At 53.6% G+C, this 12,352-nt stretch carries 11 protein-coding genes; 8 read left to right on the top strand and 3 right to left on the bottom strand.

Annotation, left to right across the window (positions count from 1 at the left end; genetic code table 11):
• Position 1: 1 nt before the first annotated feature.
• Together tatC and tatD are read left to right on the top strand one after the other, a co-directional pair.
• A complete protein-coding gene (tatC, locus tag ACJHW7_RS19315) occupies positions 2 to 778 on the top strand; it encodes a Sec-independent protein translocase subunit TatC (protein ID WP_000109943.1) in 777 nt (258 codons plus the stop codon).
• 41 nt (positions 779 to 819) lie between these two features.
• Positions 820 to 1,602 (top strand): 3'-5' ssDNA/RNA exonuclease TatD, encoded by a 783-nt coding sequence (gene tatD / locus ACJHW7_RS19310; protein ID WP_001296978.1) that lies wholly within the window; start codon positions 820 to 822, stop codon positions 1,600 to 1,602.
• Here tatD and rfaH read toward each other — a convergent pair.
• On the bottom strand, positions 1,599 to 2,087 hold the full coding sequence (gene rfaH / locus ACJHW7_RS19305; RefSeq protein WP_001192396.1) for a transcription/translation regulatory transformer protein RfaH: 489 nt from the start codon (positions 2,085 to 2,087) through the stop codon (positions 1,599 to 1,601). The genes tatD and rfaH overlap by 4 nt on opposite strands.
• A gap of 166 nt (positions 2,088 to 2,253) precedes the next feature.
• Here rfaH and ubiD point away from each other — a divergent pair, with 166 nt between their 5' ends.
• Together ubiD and fre are read left to right on the top strand one after the other, a co-directional pair.
• On the top strand, positions 2,254 to 3,747 hold the full coding sequence (ubiD, locus tag ACJHW7_RS19300) for a 4-hydroxy-3-polyprenylbenzoate decarboxylase (RefSeq protein ID WP_000339804.1): 1,494 nt from the start codon (positions 2,254 to 2,256) through the stop codon (positions 3,745 to 3,747).
• 45 nt (positions 3,748 to 3,792) lie between these two features.
• Complete coding sequence (fre, locus tag ACJHW7_RS19295; protein WP_000209826.1) at positions 3,793 to 4,494, top strand: NAD(P)H-flavin reductase; 702 nt, start codon at positions 3,793 to 3,795, stop codon at positions 4,492 to 4,494.
• A gap of 191 nt (positions 4,495 to 4,685) precedes the next feature.
• On the opposite strand, the gene fadA is transcribed toward fre, so the two are convergent.
• Both fadA and fadB read right to left on the bottom strand, forming a co-directional pair.
• On the bottom strand, positions 4,686 to 5,849 hold the full coding sequence (gene fadA, locus ACJHW7_RS19290; protein WP_000438729.1) for an acetyl-CoA C-acyltransferase FadA: 1,164 nt from the start codon (positions 5,847 to 5,849) through the stop codon (positions 4,686 to 4,688).
• Between the two features lie 9 nt (positions 5,850 to 5,858).
• On the bottom strand, positions 5,859 to 8,048 hold the full coding sequence (gene fadB, locus ACJHW7_RS19285; protein WP_021557375.1) for a fatty acid oxidation complex subunit alpha FadB: 2,190 nt from the start codon (positions 8,046 to 8,048) through the stop codon (positions 5,859 to 5,861).
• 189 nt (positions 8,049 to 8,237) lie between these two features.
• On the opposite strand from fadB, the gene pepQ reads away from it, so the two are divergent.
• Genes pepQ through hemG form a run of 4 tightly spaced genes read left to right on the top strand, consistent with a single transcriptional unit; the run spans position 8,238 to position 12,230 of the window.
• Positions 8,238 to 9,569 carry a Xaa-Pro dipeptidase gene (gene pepQ, locus ACJHW7_RS19280; RefSeq protein ID WP_000444580.1) on the top strand — a complete coding sequence of 444 codons (1,332 nt, stop codon included), beginning with the start codon at positions 8,238 to 8,240 and terminating at the stop codon, positions 9,567 to 9,569.
• The gene (locus ACJHW7_RS19275) at positions 9,569 to 10,180 is read left to right on the top strand and encodes an IMPACT family protein (RefSeq protein WP_410233570.1); all 612 of its coding nucleotides are present in this window, start codon (positions 9,569 to 9,571) and stop codon (positions 10,178 to 10,180) included. Before pepQ ends, ACJHW7_RS19275 begins: the two co-directional genes overlap by 1 nt.
• A gap of 41 nt (positions 10,181 to 10,221) precedes the next feature.
• Positions 10,222 to 11,673: a Trk system potassium transporter TrkH gene (gene trkH / locus ACJHW7_RS19270; RefSeq protein WP_000545677.1), complete on the top strand. Its 1,452-nt coding sequence runs from the start codon at positions 10,222 to 10,224 to the stop codon at positions 11,671 to 11,673.
• Between the two features lie 11 nt (positions 11,674 to 11,684).
• Positions 11,685 to 12,230, top strand: coding sequence for a menaquinone-dependent protoporphyrinogen IX dehydrogenase (hemG, locus tag ACJHW7_RS19265; protein WP_000853970.1), 546 nt, complete (start codon positions 11,685 to 11,687; stop codon positions 12,228 to 12,230).
• The last annotated feature ends 122 nt before the right edge of the window (positions 12,231 to 12,352 follow it).

The following is a 12,352-nucleotide window of genomic DNA, read 5'->3' as shown; positions in this document are numbered from 1 at the left end:
CATGTCTGTAGAAGATACTCAACCGCTTATCACGCATCTGATTGAGCTGCGTAAGCGTCTGCTGAACTGCATTATCGCGGTGATCGTGATATTCCTGTGTCTGGTCTATTTCGCCAATGACATCTATCACCTGGTATCCGCGCCATTGATCAAGCAGTTGCCGCAAGGTTCAACGATGATCGCCACCGACGTGGCCTCGCCGTTCTTTACGCCGATCAAGCTGACCTTTATGGTGTCGCTGATTCTGTCAGCGCCGGTGATTCTCTATCAGGTGTGGGCATTTATCGCCCCAGCGCTGTATAAGCATGAACGTCGCCTGGTGGTGCCGCTGCTGGTTTCCAGCTCTCTGCTGTTTTATATCGGCATGGCGTTCGCCTACTTTGTGGTCTTTCCGCTGGCATTTGGCTTCCTTGCCAATACCGCGCCGGAAGGGGTACAGGTATCCACCGACATCGCCAGCTATTTAAGCTTCGTTATGGCGTTGTTTATGGCGTTTGGTGTCTCCTTTGAAGTGCCTGTGGCAATTGTGCTGCTGTGCTGGATGGGGATTACCTCGCCAGAAGACTTACGCAAAAAACGCCCGTATGTGCTGGTTGGTGCATTCGTTGTCGGGATGCTGCTGACACCGCCGGATGTCTTCTCGCAAACGCTGTTGGCGATCCCGATGTACTGTCTGTTTGAAATCGGTGTCTTCTTCTCACGCTTTTACGTTGGTAAAGGGCGAAATCGGGAAGAGGAAAACGACGCTGAAGCAGAAAGCGAAAAAACTGAAGAATAAATTCAACCGCCCGTCAGGGCGGTTGTCATATGGAGTACAGGATGTTTGATATCGGCGTTAATTTGACCAGTTCGCAATTTGCGAAAGACCGTGATGATGTTGTAGCGCGCGCTTTTGACGCGGGAGTTAATGGGCTACTCATCACCGGCACTAACCTGCGTGAAAGCCAGCAGGCGCAAAAGCTGGCGCGTCAGTATTCGTCCTGTTGGTCAACGGCGGGCGTACATCCTCACGACAGCAGCCAGTGGCAAGCTGCGACTGAAGAAGCGATTATTGAGCTGGCCGCGCAGCCAGAAGTGGTGGCGATTGGTGAATGTGGTCTCGACTTTAACCGCAACTTTTCGACGCCGGAAGAGCAGGAACGCGCTTTTGTTGCCCAGCTCCGCATTGCCGCAGATTTAAACATGCCGGTATTTATGCACTGTCGCGATGCCCACGAGCGGTTTATGACATTGCTGGAGCCGTGGCTGGATAAACTGCCTGGTGCGGTTCTTCATTGCTTTACCGGCACACGCGAAGAGATGCAGGCGTGCGTGGCGCGTGGAATTTATATCGGCATTACCGGTTGGGTTTGCGATGAACGACGCGGGCTGGAGCTGCGGGAATTGTTGCCGTTGATTCCGGCGGAGAAATTGCTGATCGAAACTGATGCGCCGTATCTGCTCCCGCGCGATCTCACGCCAAAGCCATCATCCCGGCGCAACGAGCCAGCCCATCTGCCCCATATTTTGCAACGTATTGCGCACTGGCGTGGAGAAGATGCCGCATGGCTGGCTGCCACCACGGATGCCAATGTCAAAACACTGTTTGGGATTGCGTTTTAGAGTTTGCGGAACTCGGTGTTCTTCACACTGTGCTTAATCTCTTTATTAATAAGATTAAGCAATAGCATGGAGCGAGCCTCACCATCGGGTTCGGTGAAAATGGCCTGAAAGCCTTCGAACGCGCCTTCGGTAATAATCACCTTATCACCCGGATAAGGGGTTGCCGGATCGACAATGTCTTTCGGTTTATATACCGATAGCTGATGAATCACCGCCGATGGGACTATCGCTGGCGACGCGCCAAAGCGCACGAAGTGGCTGACACCGCGGGTCGCGTTGATAGTCGTGGTATGAATCACTTCTGGATCAAATTCGACAAACAGGTAGTTGGGAAACAATGGCTCACTGACTGCAGTACGTTTTCCACGCACGATTTTTTCCAGGGTGATCATCGGTGCCAGGCAATTCACAGCCTGTCTTTCGAGGTGTTCCTGGGCACGTTGAAGTTGCCCGCGCTTGCAGTACAGTAAATACCAGGATTGCATAATGACTCTTATCCGTTTAATCGGGGCGCAAGGATAGCAAAAGCTTTACGCTAAGTTAATTATATTCCCCGGTTTGCGTTATACCGTCAGAGTTCACGCTAATTTAACAAATTTACAGCATCGCAAAGATGAACGCCGTATAATGGGCGTAGATTAAGAGGCTACAATGGACGCCATGAAATATAACGATTTACGCGACTTCCTGACACTGCTTGAACAGCAGGGTGAGCTAAAACGTATCACGCTCCCGGTGGATCCGCATCTGGAAATCACTGAAATTGCTGACCGCACTTTGCGTGCCGGTGGGCCTGCGCTGTTGTTCGAAAACCCTAAAGGCTACTCAATGCCGGTGCTGTGCAACCTGTTCGGTACGCCAAAGCGCGTGGCAATGGGCATGGGGCAGGAAGATGTTTCGGCGCTACGTGAAGTTGGTAAATTATTGGCGTTTCTGAAAGAGCCGGAGCCGCCAAAAGGTTTCCGCGACCTGTTTGATAAACTGCCGCAGTTTAAGCAAGTATTGAACATGCCGACAAAGCGGCTGCGTGGTGCGCCCTGCCAACAAAAAATCGTCTCTGGCGATGACGTCGATCTCAATCGCATTCCCATTATGACCTGCTGGCCGGAAGATGCCGCGCCGCTGATTACCTGGGGGCTGACAGTGACGCGCGGCCCGCATAAAGAGCGGCAGAATCTGGGCATTTATCGCCAGCAGCTGATTGGTAAAAACAAACTGATTATGCGCTGGCTGTCGCATCGCGGCGGCGCGCTGGATTATCAGGAGTGGTGTGCGGCGCATCCGGGCGAACGTTTCCCGGTTTCTGTGGCGCTGGGTGCCGATCCCGCCACGATTCTCGGTGCAGTCACCCCCGTTCCGGATACACTTTCAGAGTATGCGTTTGCCGGATTGCTGCGCGGTACCAAGACCGAAGTGGTGAAGTGTATCTCCAATGACCTTGAAGTGCCCGCCAGTGCGGAGATTGTGCTGGAAGGGTATATCGAACAAGGTGAAACGGCGCCGGAAGGGCCGTATGGCGACCACACCGGTTACTATAACGAAGTCGATAGTTTCCCGGTATTTACCGTGACGCATATTACCCAGCGTGAAGATGCGATTTACCATTCCACCTATACCGGGCGTCCGCCAGATGAGCCCGCGGTACTGGGCGTGGCGTTGAACGAAGTGTTTGTACCGATTCTGCAAAAACAGTTCCCGGAAATTGTCGATTTTTACCTGCCGCCGGAAGGCTGTTCTTATCGTCTGGCGGTAGTGACGATCAAAAAACAGTACGCCGGACACGCGAAGCGCGTCATGATGGGCGTCTGGTCGTTCTTACGCCAGTTTATGTACACTAAATTTGTGATCGTTTGCGATGATGACGTCAACGCACGCGACTGGAACGATGTGATTTGGGCGATTACCACCCGTATGGACCCGGCGCGGGATACTGTTCTGGTAGAAAATACGCCTATTGATTATCTGGATTTTGCCTCGCCTGTCTCCGGGCTGGGTTCAAAAATGGGGCTGGATGCCACGAATAAATGGCCGGGGGAAACCCAGCGTGAATGGGGACGTCCCATCAAAAAAGATCCAGATGTTGTCGCGCATATTGACGCCATCTGGGATGAACTGGCTATTTTTAACAACGGTAAAAGCGCCTGATGCGCGTTTGTTTTGCCCTATTTATCGATCCGACAGAGAAAGCGCATGACAACCTTAAGCTGTAAAGTGACCTCGGTAGAAGCTATCACGGATACCGTATATCGTGTCCGCATCGTGCCAGACGCGGCCTTTTCTTTTCGTGCTGGTCAGTATTTGATGGTAGTGATGGATGAGCGCGACAAACGTCCGTTCTCAATGGCCTCGACGCCGGATGAAAAAGGGTTTATCGAGCTGCATATTGGCGCTTCTGAAATCAACCTTTACGCGAAAGCAGTCATGGACCGCATCCTCAAAGATCATCAAATCGTGGTCGATATTCCCCACGGAGAAGCGTGGCTGCGCGATGATGAAGAGCGTCCGATGATTTTGATTGCGGGCGGCACCGGGTTCTCTTATGCCCGCTCGATTTTGCTGACAGCGTTGGCGCGTAACCCAAACCGTGATATCACCATTTACTGGGGCGGGCGTGAAGAGCAGCATCTGTATGATCTCTGCGAGCTTGAGGCGCTTTCGTTAAAGCACCCTGGTCTGCAAGTGGTGCCGGTGGTTGAACAACCGGAAGCAGGCTGGCGTGGGCGTACTGGTACCGTGTTAACGGCGGTATTGCAGGATCATGGTACGCTGGCAGAGCATGATATCTATATTGCCGGACGTTTTGAGATGGCGAAAATTGCCCGTGACCTGTTTTGCAGTGAGCGTAATGCGCGGGAAGATCGCCTGTTTGGCGATGCGTTTGCATTTATCTGAGATATAAAAAAACCCGCCCCTGACAGGCGGGAAGAACGGCAACTAAAACTTTATTCAGTGGCATTTAGATCTATGTCGCATCCGGCAATCGGTGCACGATGCCTGATGCGACGCTGGCGCGTCTTATCAGGCCTACATTGGTGCAGGATCGGTAGACCGGATAAGGCGTTCACGCCGCATCCGGCAAGTGGTTAAACCCGCTCAAACACCGTCGCAATACCCTGACCCAGACCGATACACATCGTCGCCAGACCAAACTGAACGTCTTTGCGTTCCATCAGATTCAGCAGCGTGGTGCTGATACGCGCACCGGAACAGCCCAGCGGATGACCCAGCGCGATCGCACCACCATTGAGGTTGATCTTCTCGTCAATCTGCTCCATTAGCCCGAGATCTTTAATGCACGGCAGGATCTGCGCGGCAAAGGCTTCGTTCATCTCAAACACGCCGATATCGCTGGCAGAAAGCCCCGCTTTTTTCAGCGCCAGCTTCGAGGCCGGAACCGGGCCGTAACCCATAATCGACGGATCACAACCAACGACCGCCATCGAACGCACGCGGGCGCGCGGCTTAAGACCTAATTCATGGGCGCGGCTTTCACTCATCACCAGCATGGCAGCTGCGCCATCGGAAAGTGCAGAAGATGTGCCCGCCGTTACCGTACCGTTTACTGGATCAAACGCCGGACGCAGCGTGGCGAGGGCTTCCACGGTGGTTTCCGGGCGAATCACTTCGTCGTAATTAAACTGCTTCAGGACGCCGTCGGCATCGTGACCACCAGTTGGGATGATTTCATTTTTAAATGCGGCCGACTGCGTGGCGGCCCAGGCGCGGGCGTGTGACCGCGCGGCAAAGGCATCCTGCATTTCACGGCTGATACCGTGCATACGCGCCAGCATTTCTGCTGTTAAGCCCATCATGCCCGCCGCTTTGGCGACATTGCGGCTCAGGCCGGGGTGAAAATCGACGCCGTGACTCATCGGCACATGGCCCATATGCTCCACGCCGCCAACCAGACATGCCTGCGCATCGCCGGTCATGATCATTCGTGCTGCGTCATGCAGTGCCTGCATGGATGAACCACACAAGCGATTGACGGTAACCGCCGGGACAGAGTGCGGCACTTCTGCCAGCAGCGCCGCGTTACGGGCGATGTTAAAACCCTGCTCCAGCGTCTGCTGCACACAACCCCAGTAAATATCGTCGAGGGCCGCCGCTTCCAGCGCCGGGTTACGCGCCAGCAGGCTACGCATTAAATGAGCGGAGAGATCTTCCGCACGCACGTTACGAAAAGCACCGCCCTTCGAACGGCCCATCGGGGTGCGAATTGCATCGACAATGACAACCTGTTCCATTGTGACTCCTTAAGCCGTTTTCAGGTCGCCAACCGGACGGGCTGGCTCAACCGGGGGATAGTACGGTTCGTTATGACGTGCTTTATTACGCAGACCTTCCGGCACTTCGTACAGCGGGCCGAGGTGCTGATATTGCTGTGCCATATCGAGGTATTTTGCGCTACCGAGGGTGTCCAGCCAGCGGAACGCGCCGCCGTGGAACGGAGGGAAGCCCAGGCCGTAGACCAGCGCCATATCCGCTTCTGCCGGAGTGGCGATAATGCTTTCTTCCAGACAGCGCACCACTTCGTTGACCATCGGGATCATCATGCGGGCGATAATCTCTTCTTCGCTGAAATCGCGCTTCGGCTGGCTCACTTCTGCCAGCAGGTCGTCAACGACGGCGTCTTCTTCTTTCTTCGGCTTACCTTTGCTGTCTTCTTTATAACGCCAGAAACCGAGGCCGTTCTTCTGACCAAAGCGGTTGGCATCAAACAGCGCGTCGATGGTATCGCGATAATCTTTCTGCATCCGCTGCGGGAAGCCTGCTGCCATGACAGCCTGGGCATGATGCGCGGTGTCAATGCCCACGACATCCAGCAGATATGCCGGACCCATCGGCCAGCCAAACTGTTTTTCCATTACTTTGTCGATCTTGCGGAAATCCGCGCCGTCGCGCAGCAACAGGCTGAAACCGGCGAAATACGGGAACAGCACGCGGTTGACGAAGAAGCCGGGGCAGTCGTTAACCACAATCGGCGTCTTGCCCATCTTGCTCGCCCAGGCGACAACTTTCGCGATGGTTTCGTCGGAGCTTTTCTCGCCGCGAATAATTTCTACCAACGGCATCCGGTGTACCGGGTTAAAAAAGTGCATTCCGCAGAAGTTTTCCGGGCGTTCCAGCGCGTTGGCCAGTTCGCTGATAGGAATGGTTGAAGTGTTAGACGCCAGCACGGTATCCGGGCGTACTTTTTGTTCGGTTTCTGCCAGTACGGCTTTTTTCACTTTCGGGTTTTCGACAACCGCTTCTACCACAACATCCACGCGGTCAAACCCGGCGTAGTCGAGCGTTGGGTGGATTGTGGAGATCACGCCAGCCAGTTTCAGACCATCGATCTTGCCGCGCTCAAGCTGCTTGTTCAGCAGTTTCGCGGCTTCGGTCATGCCGAGGGTTAACGACTTGTCGTTGATATCTTTCATGACAACCGGCACGCCTTTCCACGCAGACTGGTAAGCGATGCCGCCGCCCATAATGCCTGCACCCAGCACCGCGGCCTGTTTCGGGGTTTCAACGTCTTTGGTGAGTTTCTTCGCTTTGCCTTTTACATATTGATCGTTAAGGAAAATGCCGACCAGTGCGCGGGCTTCGTTGGTATGCGCCAGCGGGACAAAACTTTTGTTTTCCAGGTTTAAGGCTTCTTCACGACCAAAACGGGCCGCAGCTTCAATGGTTTTTACTGCGGTGATGGGGGCCGGATAATGTTTCCCCGCTGTTTGTGCGACCATCCCTTTAGCGATGGTGAAGCTCATGGTGGCTTCAATCTTGCTCAGTTTTAGTGGTTCCAGCTTCGGCTGACGTTTTGCTTTCCAGTCGAGGTCGCCGTTAATGGCCTGGCGTAAAACCGCCTTTGCGCCTTCAACCAGTTTTTCTGCTTTGACTACGCCATCCACCAGACCGATTTTCAGCGCCTGATCCGCGCCGACATCTTTACCGGCGGCAATGATTTCCAGCGCACTGTCAGCGCCCAGCATACGTGGCATACGTACAGAACCGCCAAAGCCCGGCATGATGCCCAGTTTGGTTTCCGGCAGACCGATGCGCAGATCCGGCGTCGCCAGACGATAATCGGTCGCCAGCACGCATTCGCAGCCACCGCCCAGCGCATAGCCGTTGACGGCAGCAATGGTTGGCACCGGCAGATCTTCCAGGCGATTAAACACGCTATTGGCAAAATGCAGCCACTGGCTTAACTGTTCTTCAGGAACGAGGAACAGGGACAAAAATTCGGTGATATCAGCACCGACGATAAAGGCTGCTTTGTTCGAACGCAGCAGCAGCCCTTTTAGATCTGATTGCTGTTCCAGCACGCCGATGGCCTCGCCGAGGCTGGCGACGGTCGCAGTGTCGAGTTTATTAACTGAACCTGGGGCATCAAATACCAGTTCGGCAATGCCGTCTTCCAGCCAGTCAAGGTACAGGGTGTCGCCTTTGTAAAGCATGTCAGTCTCCTGAATCCGCAAGGTGATCTGGTCGTACCAGATGAGTCGAAGTGTGTATTTTGTGTTAAAAATATGCAAATAAAAGATTAAAGAAATGCCGATCTGATCACGCTCGGCAGAAATCACGCTCTGGATGAACGATGTGCTAAGATGCGGAGACTTAAGGTCAAAAAAACAGAAGGGTAAAAAATGGAATCACTGGCCTCGCTCTATAAAAATCATATAGCTACCTTGCAGGAACGGACTCGCGATGCACTGGCGCGCGGCAAGCTGGATGCGTTACTTATTCACTCCGGCGAACTGTTCAACGTTTTTCTCGACGATCATCCTTATCCGTTTAAAGTGAACCCACAATTTAAAGCGTGGGTGCCGGTAACTCAGGTGCCAAACTGCTGGTTGCTGGTGGATGGCGTGAACAAGCCGAAACTGTGGTTCTATCTGCCGGTTGATTACTGGCACAACGTCGAACCGCTGCCGACCTCTTTCTGGACTGAAGACGTGGAAGTGATCGCGCTGCCGAAAGCCGATGGCATTGGTAGCCTGCTGCCTGCTGCGCGCGGGAATATCGGTTATATCGGTCCGGTGCCGGAACGTGCGCTGCAACTGGGTATTGAGGCCAGCAATATCAACCCGAAAGGGGTGATCGACTACCTGCATTACTACCGCTCCTTCAAAACCGAGTACGAACTGGCCTGTATGCGTGAAGCGCAGAAAATGGCGGTCAACGGTCATCGCGCGGCAGAAGAAGCGTTCCGTTCTGGCATGAGCGAGTTCGATATCAACATTGCCTATCTGACCGCGACCGGTCATCGTGATACCGACGTACCTTACAGCAACATTGTGGCGCTCAACGAACACGCTGCGGTATTGCATTACACCAAACTGGACCACCAGGCACCGGAAGAGATGCGCAGCTTCCTGCTGGATGCCGGGGCCGAATATAACGGCTATGCGGCTGACCTGACCCGTACCTGGTCGGCAAAAAGTGACAACGACTACGCACAGCTGGTGAAAGACGTAAATGATGAACAACTGGCGCTGATCGCTACCATGAAAGCAGGCGTCAGCTATGTGGATTACCACATCCAGTTCCATCAGCGCATCGCCAAACTGCTGCGTAAACATCAAATCATCACCGATATGAGTGAAGAAGCGATGGTCGAAAACGATCTCACCGGACCGTTTATGCCGCACGGTATTGGCCATCCGCTGGGCCTGCAGGTGCATGACGTAGCCGGTTTTATGCAGGATGATAGCGGTACGCACCTCGCGGCACCGGCAAAATATCCGTACCTGCGCTGCACCCGTATTCTCCAGCCGGGCATGGTGTTAACCATCGAACCGGGTATCTACTTCATTGAATCGCTGCTGGCACCGTGGCGTGAAGGGCAGTTCAGCAAGCACTTCAACTGGCAGAAAATTGAAGCACTGAAACCGTTCGGCGGCATTCGTATCGAAGACAACGTGGTGATCCACGAAAACAACGTGGAAAACATGACCCGGGATCTGAAACTGGCGTGATGGAAAGCTGGTTAATTCCTGCGGCACCGGTCACGGTCGTTGAAGAGATCAAAAAGAGCCGCTTCATAACGATGTTGGCGCATACCGATGGCGTTGAGGCGGCGAAAGCGTTTGTTGAATCGGTGCGGGCAGAACACCCCGATGCCCGCCACCATTGCGTGGCGTGGGTGGCGGGTGCGCCGGATGATTCACAACAGCTGGGTTTCTCTGACGACGGGGAGCCGGCGGGAACGGCAGGTAAACCGATGCTCGCCCAGCTAATGGGCAGCGGCGTTGGGGAAATTACCGCTGTGGTGGTGCGCTACTACGGCGGCATATTGCTTGGCACCGGTGGGTTAGTGAAAGCGTATGGCGGCGGCGTGAATCAGGCGCTGCGCCAGCTAACGACCCAACGCAAGACGCCATTAACCGAATATACTTTGCAATGTGAATATCATCAGTTAACCGGCATTGAAGCGTTGCTGGGGCAGTGTGACGGCAAAATTATCAACAGTGATTATCAGGCATTCGTTCTGCTGCGGGTGGCGCTTCCGGCGGCGAAAGTGGCTGAATTTTCCGCAAAGCTGGCGGATTTTAGCCGTGGTTCATTGCAATTGTTAGCGATTGAATAATAATCCCCACTTCGTTTTGCAGAACTAAGGAAGCGGCAGAGATGCATTTTCGCGCCATTACCCGAATCGTTGGACTACTGGTCATCTTATTTTCAGGGACCATGATTATCCCTGGGCTGGTAGCACTCATCTACCGGGATGGAGCGGGCCGCGCTTTTACCCAGACCTTTTTTGTCGCCCTCGCCATTGGCTCTATGCTGTGGTGGCCGAACCGCAAAGAGAAAGGCGAACTTAAATCCCGTGAGGGGTTTCTGATAGTGGTGCTGTTCTGGACCGTGCTGGGTAGCGTCGGTGCGCTCCCTTTTATCTTCTCGGAAAGCCCGAACCTCACGATTACCGATGCGTTTTTTGAATCTTTCTCTGGCCTGACCACCACCGGGGCCACTACGCTGGTGGGGCTGGATTCGCTCCCTCACGCCATCCTCTTTTATCGCCAGATGCTGCAATGGTTTGGCGGGATGGGGATCATCGTGTTAGCGGTTGCGATACTGCCTATCCTCGGCGTGGGTGGGATGCAGCTCTATCGCGCAGAAATGCCCGGCCCGCTGAAAGATAACAAAATGCGCCCGCGAATTGCGGAAACGGCGAAAACCCTGTGGTTGATTTATGTCTTGCTGACCGTCGCCTGTGCGCTGGCGTTGTGGTTTGCCGGAATGGATGCCTTTGATGCCATCGGCCATAGCTTTGCGACTATCGCTATTGGCGGCTTCTCGACACATGATGCCAGTATCGGTTATTTCGATAGCCCGACTATTAACACTATCATTGCTATCTTCCTGCTGATCTCCGGCTGTAACTACGGTCTGCACTTTTCACTGTTAAGTGGGCGTAGTCTGAAGGTTTATTGGCGCGATCCGGAATTTCGCATGTTTATCGGCGTACAGTTTACGCTGGTGGTTATTTGTACCCTCGTACTGTGGTTTCATAATGTCTACAGTTCGGCGCTGATGACAATTAACCAGGCGTTTTTCCAGGTGGTGTCGATGGCGACAACCGCCGGGTTTACGACTGACAGCATTGCCCGCTGGCCGCTCTTTTTGCCGGTACTGCTTTTATGTTCGGCTTTTATCGGCGGTTGTGCCGGGTCAACGGGCGGTGGCCTGAAAGTGATCCGCATCCTGCTGCTGTTTAAGCAGGGGAACCGTGAGCTGAAACGACTGGTGCATCCGAACGCCGTCTATAGCATTAAGCTGGGGAATCGCGCACTGCCGGAACGTATCCTCGAAGCCGTTTGGGGATTTTTCTCCGCCTATGCATTGGTGTTTATTGTCAGTATGCTGGCGATTATCGCCACGGGCGTGGATGACTTTTCTGCCTTTGCCTCAGTTGTTGCGACATTGAATAACCTGGGGCCAGGGCTTGGCGTGGTTGCTGATAACTTTACCAGTATGAACCCGGTGGCTAAATGGATCCTGATTGCCAACATGCTGTTTGGTCGTCTCGAGGTCTTTACATTGCTGGTGCTCTTTACCCCGACTTTCTGGCGTGAATGATGGAGTAATACGTGAAAACATTAATTCTTTTCTCAACAAGGGACGGACAAACGCGCGAGATTGCCTCCTACCTGGCTTCGGAACTGAAAGAACTGGGGATCCAGACGGATGTCGCCAATGTGCACCGCATTGAAGAACCACAATGGGAAAATTATGACCGTGTGGTCATTGGTGCTTCTATTCGCTATGGTCACTACCACTCTGCGTTCCAGGAATTTGTCAAAAAACATGCGACGCGACTGAATTCGATGCCGAGCGCCTTTTATTCCGTAAACCTGGTGGCGCGCAAACCGGAGAAGCGTACTCCACAGACCAACAGCTACGCGCGGAAGTTTCTGATGAACTCGCAATGGCGTCCCGATCGCTGCGCGGTCATTGCCGGGGCGCTGCGTTACCCACGTTATCGCTGGTACGATCGTTTTATGATCAAGCTAATTATGAAGATGTCAGGCGGTGAAACGGATACGCGCAAAGAAGTTGTCTATACCGATTGGGAGCAGGTGGCGAATTTCGCCCGAGAAATCGCCCATTTAACCGACAAACCGACGCTGAAATAAGCATAAAGAATAAAAAATGCGCGGTCAGAAAATTATTTTAAATTTCCTCTTGTCAGGCCGGAATAACTCCCTATAATGCGCCACCACTGACACGGAACAACGGCAAACACGCCGCCGGGTCA

Source organism: Escherichia sp. WS1152, from assembly GCF_046487665.1.
GTDB classification, from domain to species: domain Bacteria; phylum Pseudomonadota; class Gammaproteobacteria; order Enterobacterales; family Enterobacteriaceae; genus Escherichia; species Escherichia coli.
The sequence above is the reverse complement of the archived record's forward strand: the minus strand, read 5'-3'. Positions and strand labels throughout refer to the sequence as shown.